The 21,984-nt window shown below is 54.5% G+C and carries 18 protein-coding genes; 15 read left to right on the top strand and 3 right to left on the bottom strand.

From position 1 onward, the window contains the following. Positions 1–13: 13 nt before the first annotated feature. Positions 14–154: a hypothetical protein gene (locus NIG5292_RS14920; protein WP_158441640.1), complete on the bottom strand. Its 141-nt coding sequence runs from the start codon at positions 152–154 to the stop codon at positions 14–16. Between the two features lie 710 nt (positions 155–864). Here NIG5292_RS14920 and NIG5292_RS02195 point away from each other — a divergent pair. After that, positions 865–2,205, top strand: a complete 1,341-nt coding sequence (locus tag NIG5292_RS02195) for a cytochrome-c peroxidase (RefSeq protein ID WP_048597699.1) — start codon at positions 865–867, stop codon at positions 2,203–2,205. 5 nt (positions 2,206–2,210) lie between these two features. On the opposite strand, the gene NIG5292_RS02190 is transcribed toward NIG5292_RS02195, so the two are convergent. Together NIG5292_RS02190 and NIG5292_RS02185 are read right to left on the bottom strand one after the other, a co-directional pair. Beyond that, complete coding sequence (locus NIG5292_RS02190; protein ID WP_370726153.1) at positions 2,211–3,728, bottom strand: FG-GAP repeat domain-containing protein; 1,518 nt, start codon at positions 3,726–3,728, stop codon at positions 2,211–2,213. After that, positions 3,725–4,912, bottom strand: coding sequence for an ROK family transcriptional regulator (locus NIG5292_RS02185; protein ID WP_233488147.1), 1,188 nt, complete (start codon positions 4,910–4,912; stop codon positions 3,725–3,727). The genes NIG5292_RS02190 and NIG5292_RS02185 overlap by 4 nt, the downstream gene beginning before the upstream one ends. 273 nt (positions 4,913–5,185) lie before the next feature. On the opposite strand from NIG5292_RS02185, the gene xylF reads away from it, so the two are divergent. The 14 genes from xylF (at position 5,186) to NIG5292_RS02115 (ending at position 21,983) form a co-directional block, all read left to right on the top strand. After that, complete coding sequence (gene xylF / locus NIG5292_RS02180; RefSeq protein WP_048597697.1) at positions 5,186–6,217, top strand: D-xylose ABC transporter substrate-binding protein; 1,032 nt, start codon at positions 5,186–5,188, stop codon at positions 6,215–6,217. Positions 6,218–6,356: 139 nt separating this feature from the next. After that, the gene (locus NIG5292_RS02175) at positions 6,357–7,649 is read left to right on the top strand and encodes a sugar ABC transporter permease (protein ID WP_048597696.1); all 1,293 of its coding nucleotides are present in this window, start codon (positions 6,357–6,359) and stop codon (positions 7,647–7,649) included. Further along, the gene (locus tag NIG5292_RS02170) at positions 7,649–8,398 is read left to right on the top strand and encodes an ATP-binding cassette domain-containing protein (RefSeq protein WP_048597695.1); all 750 of its coding nucleotides are present in this window, start codon (positions 7,649–7,651) and stop codon (positions 8,396–8,398) included. The genes NIG5292_RS02175 and NIG5292_RS02170 overlap by 1 nt, the downstream gene beginning before the upstream one ends. Further along, positions 8,398–9,834: a xylulokinase gene (gene xylB, locus NIG5292_RS02165; protein ID WP_048597694.1), complete on the top strand. Its 1,437-nt coding sequence runs from the start codon at positions 8,398–8,400 to the stop codon at positions 9,832–9,834. Before NIG5292_RS02170 ends, xylB begins: the two co-directional genes overlap by 1 nt. Before the next feature lies 1 nt (position 9,835). Next, positions 9,836–11,128, top strand: a complete 1,293-nt coding sequence (gene xylA, locus NIG5292_RS02160; protein WP_048597693.1) for a xylose isomerase — start codon at positions 9,836–9,838, stop codon at positions 11,126–11,128. A 112-nt stretch (positions 11,129–11,240) separates the two neighbouring features. After that, on the top strand, positions 11,241–12,164 hold the full coding sequence (locus tag NIG5292_RS02155; RefSeq protein WP_048597692.1) for a LysR substrate-binding domain-containing protein: 924 nt from the start codon (positions 11,241–11,243) through the stop codon (positions 12,162–12,164). A 93-nt stretch (positions 12,165–12,257) separates the two neighbouring features. Then, entirely contained in the window at positions 12,258–13,409 is a 1,152-nt protein-coding gene (locus tag NIG5292_RS02150; RefSeq protein ID WP_048597737.1) for an aromatic ring-hydroxylating oxygenase subunit alpha, read from the top strand. 11 nt (positions 13,410–13,420) lie between these two features. Beyond that, positions 13,421–13,714: a hypothetical protein gene (locus tag NIG5292_RS02145; RefSeq protein ID WP_306372338.1), complete on the top strand. Its 294-nt coding sequence runs from the start codon at positions 13,421–13,423 to the stop codon at positions 13,712–13,714. Between the two features lie 45 nt (positions 13,715–13,759). Further along, complete coding sequence (locus NIG5292_RS02140) at positions 13,760–16,180, top strand: GcvT family protein (protein ID WP_048597691.1); 2,421 nt, start codon at positions 13,760–13,762, stop codon at positions 16,178–16,180. A gap of 50 nt (positions 16,181–16,230) precedes the next feature. Further along, a complete protein-coding gene (locus tag NIG5292_RS02135) occupies positions 16,231–17,481 on the top strand; it encodes a sarcosine oxidase subunit beta family protein (protein WP_048597690.1) in 1,251 nt (416 codons plus the stop codon). Continuing rightward, the gene (locus NIG5292_RS02130) at positions 17,481–17,795 is read left to right on the top strand and encodes a sarcosine oxidase subunit delta (RefSeq protein ID WP_048597689.1); all 315 of its coding nucleotides are present in this window, start codon (positions 17,481–17,483) and stop codon (positions 17,793–17,795) included. The genes NIG5292_RS02135 and NIG5292_RS02130 overlap by 1 nt, the downstream gene beginning before the upstream one ends. Next, on the top strand, positions 17,795–20,785 hold the full coding sequence (locus NIG5292_RS02125; protein ID WP_048597688.1) for a sarcosine oxidase subunit alpha family protein: 2,991 nt from the start codon (positions 17,795–17,797) through the stop codon (positions 20,783–20,785). Before NIG5292_RS02130 ends, NIG5292_RS02125 begins: the two co-directional genes overlap by 1 nt. After that, positions 20,778–21,344 carry a sarcosine oxidase subunit gamma gene (locus NIG5292_RS02120; RefSeq protein WP_048597687.1) on the top strand — a complete coding sequence of 189 codons (567 nt, stop codon included), beginning with the start codon at positions 20,778–20,780 and terminating at the stop codon, positions 21,342–21,344. Before NIG5292_RS02125 ends, NIG5292_RS02120 begins: the two co-directional genes overlap by 8 nt. 156 nt (positions 21,345–21,500) lie before the next feature. Next, the gene (locus tag NIG5292_RS02115) at positions 21,501–21,983 is read left to right on the top strand and encodes a hypothetical protein (protein WP_048597686.1); all 483 of its coding nucleotides are present in this window, start codon (positions 21,501–21,503) and stop codon (positions 21,981–21,983) included. The last annotated feature ends 1 nt before the right edge of the window (position 21,984 follow it).

Below are 21,984 nucleotides of genomic sequence, written 5' to 3'. Positions count from 1 at the left end.
AATGACAACATCGTTAATCATAAAACCTGAACAAAAGCGGCTCAACCGGTCTATCCATACGGGGGTCGGTCAGACCAATATCCGGATCAACCTCGCCCCCGAGACCGGAAATCGTGCTCAGTTCGCGCGTCAGATGCCCGAACAACGGCACCATGGGTGCAAGAGGCTTGATAGGAGCGCAGAACAGCGGCAAGGTGGGCGGGAGGACGTTCTACTTGGGGAATGTCAGTTGAAGCAGTCTTATCGGCTGATGGATATAAGGTTTATGTTGTTAACACCTTTGGTATTAACTCTTAATCTTTATCAAGATTAAGAACTGCTAATCTGTTATATTTGATAAGGCTAAGCTGACTGTTATGTAGCCTCAGTAGACCTTGGGGTATATATCGTTAGTCAGCAGCAAAGTGACAGTATTGGTTTCATCGAGTGTACCACTATTATAGCATCAAGTCACTGTTTTGTCAAGTTTTTATGCTGTATTGAGCCCTGGATTAAACGCTTGCGATCGACATGAAAGCCGAAGTTATTGTTAAAATAATTCTTGCTTACAACGACCTGATTTAACATCAACAAAGATCGCTATTTCCACCTCTCAAATGAAACTTCTTAGAAGCCCGTAGGATAAGGACACTAAGTCAAATGCATCTCAACCAATTACTGACCAGATTACTGACCAATATGCGCCTTATTGTAGTGAACTAAGGTATGCTATATCCAATGATTACAGGGTATTAACTGATTGTTGGTGGATGAGATAGGAGCCAAACTCACTGTCTGTCCGCCATGCATAAAAACCTAAAATCGATATTGCCCCTCTGAATTGTCTCTGCATAATGCCAGTATGCTTTGTCGGGAGGGGTAGTTATGAAGTTAATTCATTCTACAAGCACTTTGGTATTTTTCGCCAGCATCGCTGCTGCTCAGTCTGTTCCCAATTTGCCTCAGCCGCTTGATGACGCCTCGTTTTTCGCGGTTAACCAAGCCGAGGCCGAGTTGGGACAGTTGCTCTTTTATGATCCGATCCTATCGGGCAACAAAACAATCGCTTGCGCAACCTGCCATCATCCTGACTTTGGTACGTCCGACGGGCTTGCTTTGTCGTTCGGGGATGGCGGGGTTGGTCTTGGCCCGACGCGACGGTTCGACCCTTCTAACATCCCAGAGGAACGGATACCGCGAAATTCTCCAGCGTTGTTCAACCTTGGTGCGCGCGAGGTTATCCGGCTGTTCCATGATGGCCGCCTTGAGTTTGATCCGGCGCAGCCAAATGGCATCCGCACACCGATGGGCGGCGACATGGCCGACGGGTTCGCGTCCATTTTGTCAGCGCAGACGATGTTTCCGGTTCTAAGCCGCGATGAAATGGCAGGCTCGTTTCGCGAAAATGAGGTAGCACAGCTTGTCCGTCAGGGGCGCATTACAGGGCAGGGCGGCGCGTGGGATGTATTGGCCGAGCGGGTCCGTGACATTCCGGCCTATGTGCAAAAATTCGAAGCGGTATATCCGGACGTCACCGGTCCGGAAGACATTGGGTTTACAAAAATTTCGGATGCAGTTGCCGCGTTCATGGAGTTTGAGTGGCGTTCCGATACCGCGCCATTTGATGCAGTTTTGCGCGGGCAGGCAGACTTTGAAGGGTTAGCTGCGACAGGTGCTGATTTGTTCTATGGCAAGGCTAATTGCGCGCAGTGTCATTCAGGACCTTTGCTGACGGATCAGGGCTTTCACGCGATGGCGGTGCCTCAAATCGGACCTGGGAAATCGGCCACATTTGAAACGCACCACCGCGATGATGGACGCTTTCGGGTGACAGGCAAAGAGGCGGACCGCTATGCGTTTCGCACGCCCTCGTTGCGCAATGTTGCGTTGACAGCCCCTTACGGACACGCCGGTGCACACCGTGATTTGGCTGCGTTCGTCGCCGATCACGCGGATCCTGCTAGGGCTCTTGCTCAGTTTGATCGAACGCAGGTTGTCCTGCCAAGCTATGATGCGCCAGATTTCACGGTTCTTGATGATCCCGAGCAAGTTGCTGCAATTTCCGCCGCGGTGAAGGCCGCACCTGTGTCATTGAGCGACGCGGAGATCACGGCAATTGTGGCGTTCCTGAACACATTGACGGACCCGATCAGTGTGGCCGGCAGATTGGGTATTCCGGATGCGGTGCCCAGTGGTTTGGACGTGCCTCGTCAAGAGGCGCGGTAGCGTATTTAGGGCTGTGTCGGTTTTGAAATGATCACCCGCTGGTTTGCACTGAAAGAATGCGTTGACTGGCTCTGATCGGGCCACGTCACCGTGACGTCTATCTGCTGGGCCTCGGCCAGTCCAAAGTGACGCCCCACAAGTTGCCCGCCTGCATGTCCGCCGCCAATGGTGTGTTGCTGCAGCTGTTTTGAGGTTCCCGTATCAACAGAGATGAGCGCGCCGATGGCATCCACGTTACCACCGGACTGACGTAGGGTGATGTTCATCCAATTACCCGTGCCTGAAGTGACATTGCGGTAAAGTTCAAGGGGCGCGCGTCTGTTTGCAACGATCAAATCAAGTCGACCATCGTTGTCAAAATCAACCAGCGCCGCGCCGCGTGAGCGTTCGGTCGTTGCAACACCTACGATGTGGGCGCGCTCTTCAAATTTGCCGTCATTCAATTGCATGAGCAAGTTATTCGGGTCACGCGTGGCCATGCCCGGCATTTGATCCACGTTGCCTTTAGCAATGAATAGATCCGCTTGCCCGTCGTTATCCACATCTGCAAACTCCGCATGCCAACCGGTTGACGGCCGCCCGTCATCCCCAACATGGGGGCGCTGTGCATAGGTGCCAATGGCGTAGTCCGCCGCTTTATACGTACCATCTGGCTGCGCTATTTGAAGAAGCTGATCCCCCATGGACGTCAACATAACTTCGTCGCGCCCGTCACCGGTCAGGTCACGGCTTGCAATGCCCATTCCCCAAAGGGACACGTTTTGCCATCCGTCTTCGGGTCCCAGAAAGCGCTTCTCCGTGGTGTCCCACATCTGCTCAAATCCGCCGCGCACATAATAATGCCTGTCATTAGACAGTCGCAGTGTGTGGCGACCACGGGCATCTTGAGCGGCCAAAATAGAGAGTGGGCAATACCCGGGCGTTAGGGGTGAGGCCATATATGACCCATCGCGCGGTGTCAGAATTTGGTTGTCGTCACAGGCTTCAAATGGGCCATTGGGGTCTGATCTGTCCACATAATTTCCAACGGCCATTGTGGGCAATTCATCTTCCCACCACGCGGTGAAGGCAGTTGACCAGCTGTCATCGGTCGGCAGGTTGAATGCCGCGCTGGCGTCGACAAACCCGCACTGTCCGTCACCGTTTAGGATCATGTTGGGGCCGACGCGCAGCACAAACAGGTCCAAGTGTCCATCACCGTTGATGTCAATTGGGTAGGCGCCCGTGGTTCCAGTGATCTGTGGTATCGTTTGCGGGCTAAACCGCATCGCGCCGTCGTTGCGCAGTAGCAAGGCAGGCGTCTCACCACCGGCGGCAAAAATATCGGCGAAACCATCATTGTTGCAATCCAGAACGGCAATGCCGCCACCAACGAAGTGGTTCCAATCACCGCTGTAATTATGTGGCGGTAGGTTTTCAGATACGTCTTCGAAAAGGGGATCTGCGGCGCTGGACAGGGGTGTCAACAAAGCCGCTGTAATTAAAGCGCCGTAACTGGCGGTGGTGCGGGGCTGGCTGCTCACGCTGTGGCGCCGGTGTGACCGCTGATCATTGTCTCGGTCAGGAACGAAAGCGCCAACGCGGTGGCCCCGCGCGCCCAGACCCGATCATCCCACGCACGGATGTGAATTTGGCAGGGCTTGCTGCGCGTCGACAGCGTCATGTCTTGGGCGTCTTTGAAAATAGCCTCTGCGTAGGGGTATTCGTGCTGCATCCGGTCGCCGGCGACAATGATCAAGGGCGGATCAAACAGCTGGATAACATTGGCAAGACCAACTGACAGGTATCGTCCTGCGCGTTTGAAAATGGCCAAGGCCGCCCTGTCACCTGCTTTTGCTTTGTTGAGGAGTGTCTCAAGAATATCATCGTTTTTCAAAGCGGTGGCATCGGCAATATCAAGAGCTGTAATGGCCTCGCGAGTTAGCGCATATGCGCCCAGATACGCCTCAAGGCAGCCACGCTGGCCGCATCTGCACAAGGCGCCGTCCATTTGGACTTTGGTGTGACCCAACTCAAGCCCCATCCCGTTCGAGCCGCGGTAAAGCTGCCCGTCAGAGACAAGTCCCATGCCCACCCCGTTCTCGATTGTCACAACGGCAAAGTCGGTCTTGTCGCGGCCCTCACCAAACCATTGCTCCGCCAAGGCCAGCATATTGGTGTCATTATCGATAAAGAGCGGCACGCCGTAGCGGCGCTTGAATTCCGTGGGAAGATCTTGGTCCCCATCGGTCAAGAGGGATGACCATGTGACGGTTGCTTGGTCGTGATCAATGATGCCAGGAAGGCCGAGGCCCACTGCCTTTACCTCAGACATGGGTTTGTCGGCGTCGCTGAGGACAAGCGCGATTAGGGTGTCGATTTCTTGAAACAGGGTCGCGGTGCTGCGCCGCTTTACATCGCTTGGGACGTTAGCAGTTGCCACGATATTGCCCGTGAAGTCCGCAAGGATAGCAGAGTGCTTATTGAACGCCAACTTGATGCCGATGACATATGCTGCTTGTGGTACAATACGAAGTGCGACGCGGGGGCGACCTCGGCTCGTAGCGCGACGGGTGTCTTCGATTTCCTGCAAAACCCCCTCTGCGATCAAATCAGCAGTTAACGTGGTGACAGAGCCTGCACTGATGTCTAGTGCTTGGGTAATTTCGGCACGCGCAGCACTTCCATGTGATCGAACATATTCGAAAATTTGCTGCCGCAAGGGCATATCCCCGCCCTTAATTGGTGTTAACAACGGGCCGCATCCCGTTGGAATTATTTGATTTAAATTATAATTCATCAGTCAAACTTAATATCGCCAATTGTGCGCTTCTGACATGATTCCTAGTGCGTAAATCTTATTCTGGGAAGCAAATTTGTAAAAAATCTTCAAAAAGGGCGATTTTTTATTTTGCAAACTGAAATTAATAGTGGCACCTTAACCAGCGAGTCACAAAGCTTGAGTGCCCATGTGACGGTAAACGGTTCTGGGAGGAACAACATGAAGAAGATGATTATCGGGGCAGCGATTGCAGCTGCTGGTTTTGGAACAGCCGCATTTGCAGAAGGCCATAGCGTTACTGTTGGCGTTAGCTGGTCGAACTTCCAAGAGGAGCGCTGGAAGACTGACGAAGCGGCGATCAAAGCAGCTTTGGAAGCGGCAGGCGCAACATATGTATCCGCAGACGCACAGTCGTCATCTGCAAAGCAGCTGTCAGACGTTGAAAGCCTGCTGGCCCAAGGCGTTGATGCGCTGATCATTCTTGCACAAGACGCAGCCGCTATTGGCCCAGCAGTTGATGCAGCAGACGCAGAAGGCGTGCCAGTCGTGGCATATGACCGCCTGATTGAAGATCCACGTGCGTTCTACCTGACATTTGACAACGTTGAAGTTGGCCGGATGCAGGCGCGCGCTGTTTTGGCGGCACAGCCATCTGGCAACTACGTTATGATCAAAGGCTCACCCACTGACCCGAACGCGGATTTCTTGCGCGGCGGTCAGCAGGAAGTGCTGCAAGCGTCAATTGACAGCGGTGCGATCACAATCGTGGACGAAGCCTACACAGACGGTTGGTTGCCAGCGAATGCACAGCGCAACATGGAGCAAATCCTGACAGCGAACGACAACAATGTTGATGCGGTTGTTGCATCAAACGACGGCACAGCCGGCGGTGTTGTTGCGGCGTTGACTGCGCAAGGCATGGAAGGTTTGGCAGTATCTGGTCAAGACGGTGATCATGCTGCGTTGAACCGTGTCGCACTGGGTACACAGACTGTGTCTGTCTGGAAAGATGCGCGTGACCTTGGTTTCACAGCCGGTCAAGTTGCTGTTGCGATGGCATCAGGCGCACCAATGGCATCAGTTGTCGGATCAGGCTCATGGACGTCACCTGCGGGCACCGACATGATGTCACTTTTCCTCGCACCAGTGCCAGTAACAGCTGCTAATCTGACCACAGTCACCGACGCTGGCTGGATCAGTGTTGAGAGCCTTTGCCAAGGTGTTGTGAACGGTCCAGCACCCTGTAACTAAAGCAGTCTTGCTCTGGCTGGCGCCGCCGGCCAGAGCATCCCAACTTATAAATCCCCCTCTTTTCTCAAAATGATTGTGCGACCCCTCAACTGAGTGGAGCATCAATCGTTTTGTTGCCTGCTACCAGATGGAGACCCTCATGTCTGACGCCTCGAAACCCGCCACACCGCAACGCCGGTCGTTGCTGCAATCGCTGGAGGTCGACACCAGATTGCTCGGCATGATTGGCGCGTTCCTGCTTGTGTGCATTGTATTCAACTTATTGACGGATGGGCGGTTTTTGACGCCGCGCAACCTGTTCAACCTGACCATTCAAACGGTGTCTGTAGCCATTATGGCCACGGGCATGATTTTTGTAATTGTCACGCGTCATATTGATCTGTCTGTTGGCGCGCTCTTGGCGACCTGCACCGCGGTGATGGCGATGACCCAAACATCATGGCTGCCAAACATGCTTGGCCTTGAGTTGGGCCACCCGATGATCCCGTGGATTTCCATCGCAATCGGCCTTGTCACGGGCGCGGTCATTGGTGCGGGGCAGGGCTGGTTGATTGGGTATCAGGGAATTCCCGCGTTCATCGTCACCCTTGGTGGTTTGTTGATTTGGCGCAACGTCGGGTGGTATCTGACGGATGGGGCCACGATCGGCCCGCTTGATAAGACATATATTTTGTTCGGCGGCATTAACGGCACACTGGGCGCGACCCTAAGCTGGATCGTGGGCGGCGTTGCTTTGGTGGCGGCTCTCTATGCGCTGTTTTCGGCGCGACGCACCAAGATCAGCCACGGTTTTTCTGTAAAGCCTGTTTGGGCCGAAGCGCTTGTGATGGGTGTCGTTGGCACGGCGATCATGGGCTTTGTTGCCATCTTGAACGCCTACACAGTCCCGTCACGGGTGATCGCACGTAACCCCTCGCTTTACGGGTGTGAAACAGCCGAAGGCTGCGTAGCGTCTTACGGTATCCCGTATTCCGTGTTGTTGCTGATAGCGGTGGCAATCGTGATGACCGTGATCGCGCGGCGCACACGTCTTGGACGCTATATCTTTGCAACTGGTGGCAATCCTGATGCAGCGGAACTGTCCGGCATCAATACGCGCCTCTTGACTGTTAAGATCTTTGCCATGGTGGGCGTGCTCTGTGCTCTTGCTGGCGTCGTGGCCTCGGCGCGGTTGGGATATCACACGAACGATATCGGTGTGCTCGATGAGCTGCGGGTGATTGCTGCGGCCGTAATCGGCGGGACCGCTTTGGCGGGTGGCGTTGGCACAATCTACGGCGCCATCATCGGTGCGTTGATCATGCAATCACTACAATCCGGCATGGCCATGGTCGGTGTAGATGCACCCTACCAAAACATTGTAGTCGGGGCTGTCCTCGTCTTGGCTGTCTGGATCGACATCCAGTACCGTAAACGCACAGGAGCAAAATGATGAGCGCACCTCTGGTTCAAATGAAAAACGTCTCCATCGCGTTTGGCGGTGTGCGGGCTGTAGATAACGTCAGCATTGATTTGCACGCCGGTGAGGTTGTGGGCTTGTTGGGGCACAACGGGGCGGGGAAATCGACGCTCATCAAGATGTTGTCCGGTGCCTACAAAATGGACAGCGGCGAGATCTGGATTGAGGGCAACAAAGCCACCATCAACTCGCCCCGCGACAGCCGTGATTATAACATCGAGACAATTTACCAAACACTTGCTTTGGCAGACAATCTTGATGCGGCGAGCAACTTGTTTCTGGGCCGTGAGCTGACAACGCCGATGGGCTTTGTGGATGACAGCCGAATGGAGGCCGAGACCCGCAAGATTATGGCGCGTCTCAATCCGAACTTCAAAAAGCTCAAAGAGCCTGTTTCCGCATTGTCGGGCGGACAACGTCAGTCTGTTGCCATTGCGCGCGCTGTCTATTTTAACGCCAAAATCCTGATCATGGATGAGCCCACTGCCGCCCTTGGCGTGCACGAAACGGCCATGGTCGCCGAATTGATTGGTGAGTTGAAAAAGCAAGGGCTGGGCATCTTCTTGATCAGTCACGATACCCGCGAAATGATGGAGCTGTGTGATCGTGTTTCGGTGATGAAAAACGGTCAGATGGTGGGTACTGAGCGCGTAGAAGATGTGACAGAAGACGACATTCTGTCGATGATTATCTTGGGAAAAAACCCAAAGGAAGCGGCGTAATGTATATCGGTCTGGACCTGGGTACGTCGTCTCTGAAAGCAATTTTGGTTGATGATACTCAACAGGTTATGGCCGAGCATTCCGTCCCAATGACTGTGACGCGCCCCCATGATGGCTGGTCGGAACAAGACCCCGAACAATGGGAAGATGCGGTGCACACGGCCATGGGTGCTTTGGGGGCCAAGGCAGATTTATCTGCGGTGCGCGGGATAGGGCTTGCAGGGCATATGCACGGCGCGACACTGATCGACAGTGCGGACAACGTGCTGCGGCCCTGCATGCTCTGGAATGACACCCGAGCCGCCGATCAAGCCGCTGCTTTTGATGGGCAGCCGCAGTTTCGTGATGTGACGGGTAATATTGTCTTTGCTGGCTTCACAGCGCCCAAAGTTGAATGGGTACGTCAGAACGAGCCGCAGGTATTTGAGCGCATCGCAAAGGTTTTACTGCCCAAAGATTACCTGCGTTTGGTTTTGACCGGCGAGCACGTGGCCGAGATGTCCGACGCGGCGGGCACAAGTTGGTTGGATGTTGCTAAGCGGGATTGGTCCGATGATCTGCTTGCGGCCACAGGTTTGACGCGCGCGCAGATGCCGCGTCTGGTCGAGGGCGCAGAGGTTTCCGCAGTTGTGCGTCCATCACTGGCCCAAGCATGGGGCCTTTCCGCAAATGTGGTCGTGGCGGGGGGCGGTGGTGACAATGCCGCAAGTGCAATCGGGGCAGGAGTGGTCCGTAAAGGCGATGCGTTCTTGTCCCTAGGGACGTCTGGAGTGCTTTTTGCCGCCTCTGATGCCTATCAACCTGACGCTGCAAGTGCTGTTCACACGTTTTGCCACGCTGTTCCTGATACGTGGCACCAGATGGGTGTGATTTTGGCGGCCACGGATGCGTTGAACTGGCTGAGCCGCCTGACAGGGCAGTCTGCGGCAGAACTTACAAGCGATCTTGGGGCTGTTCAGGCCCCGTCACGAACCCTGTTTTTACCCTATTTGGGGGGCGAGCGGACGCCCCACAATAATGCTGATATGCGCGGCCAGTTTTTGCACCTTGATCACGCAACTGATGCCAAGGCCGCCGCGCGTGCGGTGCTCGAAGGGGTGGCATATGCGTTTGCGGATAACCTTGCGGCGCTGCGCTCAACGGGTACCCAGATCGATGCGGCTCTAGCCACGGGCGGTGGTGCGAAATCGCACTATTGGCTTGAGGTCATTGCAAGCACCTTGGGGATTTCGCTCAACGTGCCGGCGTCGGGTGATTTCGGGGCTGCTTTAGGCGCGGCCCGCCTTGGTATGATGGCCGCAACCGGTGCAGGTATTGAAATCGCGACCATGCCGAACACTGCCAAAACCATCGATCCAAATTCAACACATGCCGCTGCATTTGCAGACGGCCACGCGTGCTACCGCGCAGCTTACCGCGTTCTCAAGGAGCTTTAGTATGACTGATTTTTTCAAAGGCATTCCTGCCATCAAGTTTGAAGGCGCGCAAAGCGATAACGAATTTGCCTTCCGCCATTACAATCCTGACGAGGTGGTTTTGGGCAAGCCGATGAAAGATCATTTGCGCTTTGCTGCGGCCTATTGGCATTCGTTTGCGTGGCCCGGTGGTGACCCGTTTGGTGGGCAGACATTTCAGCGCCCTTGGTTTGGTGACACAATGGCGGATGCCAAGCTCAAGGCCGATGTAGCCTTTGAGATGTTCCAGATTTTGGGTGTGCCGTATTACTGTTTTCACGACGCGGATATGCGCCCCGAGGGGGCAAATTTCGCTGAAAGCGCGCGCAATCTTGACGAAATGACGGAATATTTGGCCGAAAAGCAGGCTGAAAGTGGTGTTAAGTTGCTTTGGGGGACTGCAAATCTGTTCTCTCACCGTCGGTTTATGTCGGGGGCGGCGACGAACCCTGATCCTGATGTTTTTGCTTACTCCGCTGCGACCATCAAAACCTGTATGGACGCGACCATCCGTTTGGGCGGTGAAAACTACGTCTTGTGGGGCGGGCGTGAGGGTTATGAGACCTTACTGAATACTGACATGGGACGCGAGCGTGCGCAGGCAGGTGCGATGTTGCAGATGGTCGTGGATTATAAACACAAGACCGGCTTCAAAGGCGCGATTTTGATCGAACCCAAGCCCCAAGAACCCACAAAGCACCAGTATGATTACGATGTGGCCACGGTTTATGGCTTTTTGAAGGACTTCGGTCTTGAGGGTGAAGTGCAAGTGAATGTTGAGCAAGGCCACGCGATTTTGGCGGGGCATTCGTTCGAGCATGAATTGGCTTTGGCGCGCGAGTTGGGAATTTTCGGCTCAATCGATATGAACCGTAACGATTATCAATCTGGTTGGGACACGGATCAATTCCCCAACAACGTTCCAGAGATGGCTTTGGCATATTACGAAGTGTTGCGGGCTGGTGGGTTCAAAACCGGGGGGACCAACTTTGACGCGAAACTGCGCCGCCAGTCGCTTGACCCTGAAGACCTAATTCTGGCCCACGTCGGGGGCATGGATGCATGCGCGGCTGGTTTGAAGGCTGCTGCGGCGATGTTGGAAGATGGCAAGTTAGAAGCTGCCCGTAACGAGCGGTATTCTGGCTGGGACACATCTGATTTGCTTGGTCTTGATTTGAGCACGATTGAGACACGTGTCCGCGAGTTGGACATTCAGCCTGAACCGCGCTCGGGCAAGCAAGAGCGTCTTGAAAACCTTGTGAACAAGTACCTTTAAGTCTGATCTGCCTGATTTTGGTTGGATAAACGCCTGGACTGGCAATTACTTGAGGATCTGCGCATAGTGACATGAACTCAATTCATGCGTTAACCTTAGGTGATTGCCGCTTATGTCACGTCGTCAATATAATTTGCCTGCGCTCACAAGCCTTTCGGTTTTTGAAACGGCGGCGCGGCATCTCAGCTTTAAGCACGCGGCCCATGAGCTTGGGGTGACACCGGGTGCGGTTAGTCATCAGATCAAATCACTTGAGGCCGACCTCGGCGCGCCGCTCTTTCGTCGCCAACACCGCGGGGTTGAATTGACCGAAGATGGTTTGGCGCTTTTTGAGGCGTTAGCAGCGTCATTTCTAAGGGTGTCTCGGTGCCTTGAAGACATCCGCCAGCGCGATATCACACGCTATGTCACAGTCGGCTCAACCACTGCTGTGGCGGGGCTGTGGCTGTCGCCCTCGATTATTCGATTTTGGCGTGATTTTCCCGATATTAATGTAAATCAAATCTCGAACGACCGCCCGTTTTCAGTGATGGATGAACTGGATTTTTTCATCAGATACGGCAAAGATAAAGACAGCGGGCTTGAGCACACGGCCCTTTACCGTGATCAATTGGTTCCTGTTGCCTCGCCTGAATTGGCGCAAAGCCTAGGTGGCGTGAGCCTGTCTGATATTGCTGCGATGCGGCTGATCCATTTGAAAAGCGCGGACAGAAGTTGGACGAACTGGGCGGATTGGTTTGCGGCTTTGGGTCATCACGGCAAAGTAGGTGCGGGGCCGCAGGTCACAAGCTATGCGGTTGCACTGCAGCTTGCGCGCAAGGGCGCGGGCGTGGCGCTTGGGTGGAGACGTCTTATTGATCCTGCGCTTAAATCCGGCCGCTTGGTTGTGCTTGGGGATGCGTCCTTGCCTGCACCCAAGAAGTTTTACTTGCTGGGGCGGGCGGATGCCCAACAGACAGCGGATGCGCTTGCATTAAAGACGTGGCTTTTGGATGAGATTAAATCATCCGAGAGTAATAAGTTTCAAGTGAATTAATCTCACCTAAGGGTGAGCATTTCAGATATTGAACGCCGCGTGGTGATTGCCCCAAATGAACCTCAAGTAGTGATCGCTTCGGGGGGATTTGCGATGAACGAACAGACCTCATTGTCTTCGGTGATGACAGACGTGAACAAGGCCAACGGCCTGCCAAATGCCCACTACATTGATCCGGCCGTTTTTGATGAAGAAAAACAAGCGGTGTTGTTTGCCAATTGGTCGGGCATCGGGTTTAGCAAAGACGTGCCAGAAGCAGGTGACGCAAAGCCAATCACGTTCATGGGCATGCCGCTTTTGATGGTCCGTGACCGTGACGGCTCGCTTGGGGTGTTTCAAAATACTTGTCGCCACCGTGGGATGATCTTGGTGGAAGAGGCGCAGAAAATTCGCGGCGCTATTCGCTGTCCCTATCACAGTTGGTGTTACGGCTTGAACGGTGCGCTGCGTGCCACTCCCCATGTTGGCGGACCTGCGCAAAGTACACATGAAGACGTGAATATGGACGAACTTGGGTTGTTCAAGGTGCGCTCATTCGTGTGGCGCGATGTTGTTTTCGTGAATATCGATGGAAATGCCGCGCCTTTTGAAGAGGTCCACCAAGATCTTATGGCGCGCTGGTCCGAATTTGACGGCCCACTTTACCACGGGGGAGAGGCCGCATCGTTTCAGTTGAATGTTAAAACCAACTGGAAGCTAGCCGTTGAGAATTACTGCGAGAGTTATCACCTGCCCTGGGTGCATCCGGGCCTGAACAGTTATTCGCGCCTTGAAGATCATTATAACATCGAAGAACGCGGCAAATATTCTGGCCAAGGGACTTTGGTCTACCGTCAATTGCGTGACGAGGCAGGGCAAACGCTTCCTGATTTTGCGGATCTTAGCTCCAAGTGGGACGAGGGCGCTGAATACATCGCTGTTTATCCGAATGTTTTGCTGGGGGCGCAGCGCGATCATAGTTTTGCCATCGTTTTGGAACCCGTTGATTGCGGCAACACGGTAGAGCATATCGAGCTTTACTACGCCGCTTCCGAGGCTGACACGCCTGAATGTAATGAGCTGCGCACCACCAATGCCAAAATGTGGAAAGAGGTGTTCGAGGAAGACATCTTTGTGGTTGAGGGCATGCAGCGGGGGCGTCACGGACAGATGTTTGATGGCGGGCGTTTCTCACCTGTGATGGACGGGCCGACGCATAATTTTCATCATTGGGTAGCATCACAAATTTCACAGGCGCGCGCGTAAAGATGGGGTATGTGGCTAAGGCTGAGGGGGCGGCCCCTCTGGCGTCCGCATCAGAAATCCTTGTGACCGATGCGTTGCTTTTGGATGCGGCTTTGCTTGAGGCGCACGCCCAAGGCAACACGGCGGAACTGGTGCGTTTATACACGCTTGCAGCTGAGAATGCCTTGGCTACCGGTGATGAACGCGCAGCGGACTTCTATCTGACTCATGCATTTATTTTTGCACTTGAGAAGGGCGGCCCGGAGGCGGGTGTGCTCAATATTCGGCTGGCCGAGCGGGGCCGTATGAAGCTTTTGGACTTCTAAATTCTACCCTAAAGGGCGGCCAATAGTGCTGCGGAAAGACTTCAGATGAGACAGCAAGCACAGGCAGTTGTGATTGGCGGCGGCGTAATTGGATGTTCGATCTTGTATCACCTGACCAAACTTGGCTGGTCTGATGTTGTTTTGCTGGAACGTGATGAGCTGACGTCAGGCTCAACATGGCATGCGGCGGCCAACATTCACGGCTTGCACGACAGCACCAACATCAGCCGCATTCAGCACTACACGATGAATTTGTACAAAGAGCTGGAAGAAGAGACTGGCCAAAGTTGCGGCATTTTTCAGCCCGGCTCGCTCTATCTGGCGCAAACAGAAGAGCGAGAGCACCAGTTAAAACTGCAAGCTGCCAAGGCCAAGCTCTACGGTATGAACTTTTACGAAGTCAGCATCGAAGAGGCGAAAAAGCTGAACCCGATGGTGAATTATGACGGCATCCGCTGTGTGATGTTTGAACCTGATGGCGGCAACGTGGACCCTTCTGGCGTGACCAACGCCTATGCGGTTGGCGCGCGCAAACGTGGCGCTGAAATTCACCGCTTCACGCCAGTAACCGCGACCGAAGCCCAAGAAGACGGCACATGGATCGTCAAAACGCCGAAAGGCGATATTGCAACGCCGTGGGTGATTAACGCGGCGGGCCTGTGGGGGCGTGAAGTGGCGGCTTTGGCGGGAATCGAGTTGCCATTGCAACCTACCGAGCATCAGTATTTCGTAACCGAGACGATGGCCGATGTTGAACAATCTGCTGCGCGCTTGCCGTCGGTCAGTGATCGTGACGGCGAATATTACTTACGCCAAGAGGGCAATGGCCTGCTGGTTGGGGCTTATGAGCGGGATATGAAGTTCTGGGCCGAAGAAGGCACACCACTTGATTTCGCCCATGATCTTTTCCCCGATGATCTTGAGCGTATTGAAGAAAACATGATGAACGCGATTGAGCGCGTGCCAGCGGTTGCTGATGCGGGCATCAAGCGGGTCATCAACGGGCCAATGATCTGGTCGCCAGATAGTAACGTGCTGATGGGGCCGGTTCCCGAAGTGCCGGGATATTTTTGCTGCAACGGCATTATCCCGGGATTTTCACAATCGGGTGGCATGGGGCTTATGGCCGCGCAGTGGGTGATTGAGGGCGAAACAGAGTACGACATGTTTGCATGGGACATGGCGCGCTTTGACACATGGGCCAGCAAAGCCTTCACTAAAGCGCGTGTCCAAGATCAATACGCGCACCGTTTCGCAATCCATTTCCCGAATGAGGAACGAAGCGCCGGACGGCCCGCGCGCACGCGACCGATCTACGATGTCCAAACGAAAATGGGCGCTGTGTTTGGCCTAAATGCGGGGTGGGAACATCCGCTTTGGTTCGCCGCTGAGCCTGGCGCCACGGACACCAACGGATTTACCCGCCAAAATTGGTGGGCGCCTGTGGGAGAGGAATGCAAGGCGCTTCGCGCCGCGGCGGGTATCATTGATATCTCTAACTTTGCCAAATACCGTTGCAAGGGACCGGATGCGGAAAGCTGGCTGAATGCGGTTTTCGCCAACAATATGCCTCGCTCAATTGGGCGATCTTGTTTGACGCCCCTGATCTCAAAACGCGGCGGCATTGCGGGTGATTTCACAGTGACCCGCGTGGCAGAAGACGAGTTTTGGATCGTCGGTTCTGGCATGGCAGAGCGGTATCACAAACGCTTTTTCGCTGATGTGCCGCTGCCTAAAGGTACCGTGTTTGAAAGTAAAACTGTTGAGATGTGCGGCTTCAACGTAGCAGGTCCTAAATCGCGCGAGTTGTTGCAGCGGCTGACCAACACGTCGCTGGCGACTGAGGATTTCCCGTTCATGCGTTCCGCGTGGTTGGATATTGCGGGTGTGCGTGCGTTGGCGCTGCGGGTGTCGTTTACAGGTGATTTGGGCTGGGAGCTGCACTGTGAGACGCAAGATCAGGCCAAGCTTTACGAGGCACTTCTGACCGCTGGCCAAGACCTTGGTGCGCGCCCCGTTGGCAGCCGTGCGTTGATGTCACTGCGGATTGAGAAGGGCTATGGTTCATGGTCACGTGAGTACAGCCCGGAATATTGGCCCCAGGAAGTTGGGCTGGAGCGGCTTTGCAAGTTGGATAAAGATTTCCTGAACAAATCAGCGGCTGTTGCTAACCTTGAAAAACCTGCACGCGAAAAACTGGTTATTTTGCATCTCGAGGACGCTGATGTAACTGCATCCAACGCCGATGCTACGGGCGGCGAGCCTATTTTCAAAGACGGTGTGGGGATTGGTCGGGTTACCTCCGGGGCTTATGGTTATACGGTTGGGATGTCGTTGGCGCTTGGGTTTGTCAAAGGGGCTACCGCAGGTGATGAGGTTGATGTCATGGTGCTTGGCAAGCCACACAAAGCGCGTATTCTTTCAGAGCCGCCTTTTGATGCTGGCGGGAAAATATTGCGCGGCTAAGACTGGCACAAGAAACGCCGAGCGACACACCAGAATGATGCGAGAGAGACATGCGGTATTCAGGATTTAAAGTCATCAAAGAGGCGCTGACCGGCCACAAAGGTTGGCGTCCCGCATGGCGCGATCCCGAGCCGCAGTCCCATTACGATATCGTCATCATCGGGGGCGGTGGTCACGGCCTTGCAACCGCACATTATCTGGCAAAAATCTTTGGTCAAAAGCGGATTGCCGTGCTTGAAAAAGGCTGGATTGGCGGCGGCAACGTAGGCCGCAACACCACCATTATCCGCTCGAACTATCTGCTTGATGGAAATGAGCCATTTTATGAGTTTTCACTGAAGCTTTGGGAAGGGCTGGAACAGGACCTGAATTACAACGCCATGGTATCCCAACGGGGCATCATGAATTTGATCCATTCCGATGCACAACGCGACGCCTACATCAGGCGTGGCAATGCTATGATCCTCAACGGGGCAGACGCGGAGTATATGGATGCAGATCAAATTCGCAAAGAGTATCCGTTTCTCAATTTTGACGATGCGCGTTTTCCGATCAAAGGCGGCTTGGCGCAGCGGCGCGGCGGCACAGTGCGTCACGATGCAGTGGCGTGGGGCTATGCGCGATCAGCAGATAGCCATGGCGTTGATATTTTGCAAAATTGTGAGGTAACGGGTTTCCGGATTGAGAATGGCAAATGCCTTGGTGTTGAGACGTCTCGCGGGTTTATCGGCGCGGGCCGCGTGGGCTGTGCCGTGGCAGGGTCATCAGGTCGGTTGATGTCCAAGGCCGGAATGCGTCTGCCTATCGAAAGCCATGTGTTGCAAGCATTTGTGTCCGAAGGTCTCAAACCCATTTTGCCGGGCGTGATTACGTTTGGGGCAGGGCACTTTTACGTCAGCCAATCGGATAAAGGCGGTTTGGTCTTTGGTGGCGACATCGATGGCTACAATTCATACGCACAGCGGGGCAATTTGCCCGTGGTCGAGGATGTCTGCGAAGGTGGTATGGCATTGATGCCCATGATCGGACGCGCGCGGCTTTTGCGGATGTGGGGGGGGATCATGGACATGTCCATGGACGGCTCGCCCATCATCGACCGCACTCATATTGACGGGCTCTATTTCAACGGTGGCTGGTGTTATGGGGGCTTTAAGGCAACGCCTGCCTCGGGCTATGCGTTTGCCCATTTGCTTGCACGCGACATCCCCCATCCAACGGCCACGGCATACCGGTTTGACCGCTTTGAGACAGGGCACATGATTGATGAAAAAGGGATGGGCAATCAGCCCAATTTGCACTGATGATCATTAACCATCCACTTCTTGGTCCGCGCGATAGTGCTGAATTTACCTACCTTGGTGACGCATCGTTGCTCAACAGGCCCGACCCTGACACGGCAACGCCCAAGGACTGGCATGATTATGCATATCTGCGCGACAACCCTGCTGGCCTTCACCGCGAATTGTGGTTTCACGAGGGCGGTGACAGGTCTTGGCTGGTGGTAACACGCAACACGGTAACCCATGAAATTACCAAAGTTGAATTGGCCCGTGATGTGGCACGCGGCTTGGCAAGCGACGTGGCCGGCATGGGCACCAAACGGAGCGGTGGATAATGGCGGATCACGGGACCAACCACGGCACGCACCACAGAACGCATGGGCAAATCAACCGTCTAAGCGGCGGGCAGATTGATCGCAATAAACCGCTTTCGTTCACATTCGACGGAAAAACATTTCAGGGCTATCACGGTGATACGCTGGCCTCTGCGCTTTTGGCCAATGGGGTGCGCCTTATGGGGCGGTCTTTCAAATATCACCGTCCGCGTGGGCCATTAACTGCGGGATCCGAGGAGCCTAATGCGATTGTTGCGCTCCGCAGCGGCGCCTACCAAGAGCCGAACACACGCGCCACCACAGCCGAGCTTTTTGATGGGCTCGAGGCCACGTCTCAGAACCGCTGGCCCTCACTCGCGTTTGATGCGATGGCGATTAACGATCGGTTTTCGAATTTTCTGACCGCAGGGTTTTATTACAAGACATTCATGTGGCCGGCGGCGTTTTGGGAAAAAATCTACGAGCCCATTATTCGCAAAGCCGCAGGTTTGGGGGCGCTGACAGGTTCTGCCGACCCCGATGTTTATGACAAAGGGTTTCGTCATTGCGATCTATTGGTTGTGGGCGCAGGTCCTTCGGGATTGATGGCTGCACGTACAGCGGCCGAGGCAGGTTTTGAGGTCATCATCGCTGATGAAGATTTCCGCTTCGGCGGTCGGCTGAACAGCGAGCATGAGTTTATTGGCGATCAGGCTGGCGCGGATTGGGCCGCGTCCCAAGTGGCGCATCTTGGCACGTTCTCCAATGTGCGGGTAATGTCACGTACGACTGTGATTGGCACATTTGATCACGGCATTTACGGTGCGGTTGAGCGGGTCACTGATCATTTACGCACAAGTGCCGAAGGTCAGCCACGCCAAATTTTGTGGCGCATTTATGCTAAGCATACTGTGTTGTGCGCGGGCGCTACAGAGCGGCCAATTGCCTTTAACAACAACGACCGCCCAGGTGTTATGCTGGCAGGTGCAATGCGCAGTTACGCCAACAGATGGGGCGTCAGTGCTGCGCGGGACGCAGTAATTTTCACTAGTAATGATGACGGACATCGCACTGCTGCTGATCTGCACCGGCAGGGTGTTGCGATTGCCGCGGTTGTGGATACGCGCGCTGATGCGCCGTCCGCGCATGAATATGCTGTCATCGCCGGTACCACAGTCACGGATACCCGCGGCAGGCTTGGTTTAAACGCGGTGCAAGTTACGGATGCCACTGGGCACTCACGCTGGCTGAAGGCGGGATCGCTTGGCGTGAGCGGCGGCTGGAACCCGAATGTCCATCTGACCAGTCACCAAGGGGCGCGGCCGGTGTGGAATGATGCGCTGAATGCGTTTGTTCCCAGCCCCAGTTTGCCACCACACATGAGCGTCGCTGGTGCTGCGGCAGGTATGCTTTCAACCCACGGGGCTTTGCACTCTGGTGTTGATGCGGCATGCAAAGCGTTGGAAATTGATCCACGCACCTTACCTGCATTGCCCAAGGCTGATGACCGCCCCGTAACGCAATCCGCGTTTTGGTGCGTGCAAGGCAGCGAACGCGCGTGGTTAGATCAGCAAAATGACGTTACCGTTAAGGACGTCAAACTTAGCCACCAAGAGGGGTTCCGCGCCGTTGAGCACCTGAAACGCTATACCACTCTTGGGATGGCAACGGACCAAGGCAAAACGTCAAATATGGGCGGCTTGGCCGTTATGGCCGAACTGACTGGCCAGCCCATTGCGGATGTTGGCACCACAATGTTTCGTCCGCCTTATACGCCAACGGCCATCGGGGTCCTTGCGGGTAGATCACGGGGTAAAGACTTTCATCCGGTGCGTCTGACGCCTTCGCATTACTGGGCCAAAGAGCGTGGTGCGGTGTTTGTTGAAGTTGGCAATTGGCTACGTGCCCAGTGGTTTCCAATTGAGGGCGAGACCCATTGGCGACAAAGCGTTGATCGCGAAGTGCTTGCCACGCGTAGCTCGGTTGGCGTGTGTGATTGCACGACGTTGGGCAAAATTGACGTGCAGGGCACCGATGCGGCTGTGTTTTTGAACAAGGTCTATTGCAATGGCTTTGCGAAACTTGCCGTTGGGCGGACGCGGTACGGCTTGATGCTGCGCGAGGACGGCATTGCGATGGATGACGGTACTGCCGCACGCCTGGCCGAGGACCACTTCGTTGTCACAACCACCACTGCAAATGCGGGCAAAGTCTATCAGCACATGGAATTTGTGCGCCAATGCCTGTGCCCTGATCTGGATGTGCAATTAATCTCGACAACAGAAAGCTGGGCGCAATATGCGATTGCGGGACCAAATGCGCGGGCCTTGTTGCAAAAAGTGGTGGATGCTGAATTTGACATCAGCAACGATGCGTTTCCCTTTATGGCGTGCGGTGCGATCACCGTGTGTGGCGGGCTGCGGGCGCGGCTATTTCGGATTTCGTTCTCGGGTGAGTTGGCGTTTGAGTTGGCCGTACCTGCGCGCTACGGCGATGCAATGATGCGCCGATTGATGGATGAGGGCGAAGAATTCAATGTTACCCCATATGGCACAGAGGCGCTTGGCGTGATGCGGATCGAAAAGGGTCATGCGGCAGGTAATGAGTTGAACGGCACAACAACGGCGCAAAATCTTGGCCTTGGGCGTATGGTCTCAAAGGCGAAAGACAGCATTGGCTCAAAACTGTCCGAGCGGGTGGGGTTGAACACTGAAGATGGTCTGCGTTTGGTGGGTCTAAGACCGCTTAATCCAAAGGATAAAATTACAGCTGGTGGGCATGTTATGAGCGCGGAGGGCCCTGTTAATGCGGCCCATGATCAGGGGTACGTGACGTCCGCTGCCTATTCGCCCACGCTTGGAAACATGATCGGATTGGCGTTTATCAAGTCTGGTAGTGAGCGCATTGGAGACCGCATGCGATTGGTTTCCCCGCTGACCAAAACCAGCGTCGAGGTTGAGGTGGTATCGCCGCATTTCGTCGATCCAGAGGGAGAGCGTCAACGTGCATGATTTAACACCCATCACAGCCTTTGGTTTGGCTGAGCCAACCGTGTTTGTCACACAGTCGTGCCAGCTTGCGGAGCGTCCGCGTATTGCACTTGCCAGCGTTGCGGCGCGACTTGGTGTTGATGAGGCATGTCGTGCGGTTATCACGGATCTCTTGAGAGCCGATGCGCCGGACCCGGCTGCTTGGTTGGCCTCTGATATTTACAGTGCGTTTTGGATGGGGCCTGACCAGTGGATGTTTAGCGCGGATTTCCCTGACGTTGAAGACATTGTAGCCCGACTGAAAACCAGTTTTGGAGAGACGGCATCAATCACGGAACAGACGGACGGCTGGGTCTCTTTTGACCTGACTGGCGAAGTTGAAGCGGTGCTTGAGTTGGTGTGTAGCGTGGATATGCGAACTCGTTCAGCTGGCTATGCGAGCCGCGTTTCCATCCATCATACGGGCTGTTTTTTACTAATTGAGGCAAGCGATCGCGTTCGCGTATATGCGCCGCGCGCCTCTGCGGGATCGGTCTTTCATGGGATCAGTCAGGCAATGACTTCTGCCGCGGCGCGGTAGAAACTATCGTTGGATACAATTGTCATCCTAAGATGATCAGAGCCTCCGAAAACACAGTTCTTCGAGAGCCTTCTCAAGATACTATTAACCTTAATGTTTATTGGGCGAAGCGGTTAGAAAATACCGTCCCGCTCGTGAGTGAAAGGTGAATAGTCCATGTGGGGACGCCAGACAAAAGATGCCAAAAAGCTAGCTTTCTCTGACAACGTTGTTGCGCTTGATTTCGTATCCGGCCTTGAGCGTGGACAGTTAAGCGGGAATGCCTGTCTCGTCGGCTTTGATGAAAACGACATTTTGGCCGTTCGTGACATGGTACGCCAAGCGGGCCTTTCTCCGGTTATGAGTTGCGCGACTGCAAGCTTGATGCGCGACCTGCAGATGATCAGCACAACGTCATCATTTGTGATCGTCAATCTGGATGGATTTTCGGACGTAGATGTTGGGGTCGACGCGCTGATCAAGTTTCGCCGCATGTGCCCTGATCCCAGTGTGCTTATTGTCTCACGGACTGTGCTGAATGATGAGCTGGGCAGTCACCGCCGCGCCATTGCAGATGCAACGCTTCGTGCGCCGCTTAGTGGTGAACGCTTGGCCGCAGGGCTGGCCGCTGCGCATTGTAATCACGCAGAGGCCTCCTGAG

It is taken from the genome of Nereida ignava, assembly GCF_001049735.1.
Classification (GTDB): domain Bacteria; phylum Pseudomonadota; class Alphaproteobacteria; order Rhodobacterales; family Rhodobacteraceae; genus Nereida; species Nereida ignava.
This window is presented reverse-complemented; position numbering and strand designations above follow the sequence as displayed.

Bases quoted from the DNA above. Each gene is read 5' to 3' on its own strand.
- NIG5292_RS14920 (WP_158441640.1), bottom strand. From the start codon at position 154: ATGGTGCCGTTGTTCGGGCATCTGACGCGCGAACTGAGCACGATTTCC.
- NIG5292_RS02195 (WP_048597699.1), top strand. From the start codon at position 865: ATGAAGTTAATTCATTCTACAAGCACTTTGGTATTTTTCGCCAGCATC.
- NIG5292_RS02185 (WP_233488147.1), bottom strand. From the start codon at position 4,912: ATGCCCTTGCGGCAGCAAATTTTCGAATATGTTCGATCACATGGAAGT.
- xylF (WP_048597697.1), top strand. From the start codon at position 5,186: ATGAAGAAGATGATTATCGGGGCAGCGATTGCAGCTGCTGGTTTTGGA.
- NIG5292_RS02175 (WP_048597696.1), top strand. From the start codon at position 6,357: ATGTCTGACGCCTCGAAACCCGCCACACCGCAACGCCGGTCGTTGCTG.
- NIG5292_RS02170 (WP_048597695.1), top strand. From the start codon at position 7,649: ATGAGCGCACCTCTGGTTCAAATGAAAAACGTCTCCATCGCGTTTGGC.
- xylB (WP_048597694.1), top strand. From the start codon at position 8,398: ATGTATATCGGTCTGGACCTGGGTACGTCGTCTCTGAAAGCAATTTTG.
- xylA (WP_048597693.1), top strand. From the start codon at position 9,836: ATGACTGATTTTTTCAAAGGCATTCCTGCCATCAAGTTTGAAGGCGCG.
- NIG5292_RS02155 (WP_048597692.1), top strand. From the start codon at position 11,241: ATGTCACGTCGTCAATATAATTTGCCTGCGCTCACAAGCCTTTCGGTT.
- NIG5292_RS02150 (WP_048597737.1), top strand. From the start codon at position 12,258: ATGAACGAACAGACCTCATTGTCTTCGGTGATGACAGACGTGAACAAG.
- NIG5292_RS02140 (WP_048597691.1), top strand. From the start codon at position 13,760: ATGAGACAGCAAGCACAGGCAGTTGTGATTGGCGGCGGCGTAATTGGA.
- NIG5292_RS02135 (WP_048597690.1), top strand. From the start codon at position 16,231: ATGCGGTATTCAGGATTTAAAGTCATCAAAGAGGCGCTGACCGGCCAC.
- NIG5292_RS02130 (WP_048597689.1), top strand. From the start codon at position 17,481: ATGATCATTAACCATCCACTTCTTGGTCCGCGCGATAGTGCTGAATTT.
- NIG5292_RS02125 (WP_048597688.1), top strand. From the start codon at position 17,795: ATGGCGGATCACGGGACCAACCACGGCACGCACCACAGAACGCATGGG.
- NIG5292_RS02115 (WP_048597686.1), top strand. From the start codon at position 21,501: ATGTGGGGACGCCAGACAAAAGATGCCAAAAAGCTAGCTTTCTCTGAC.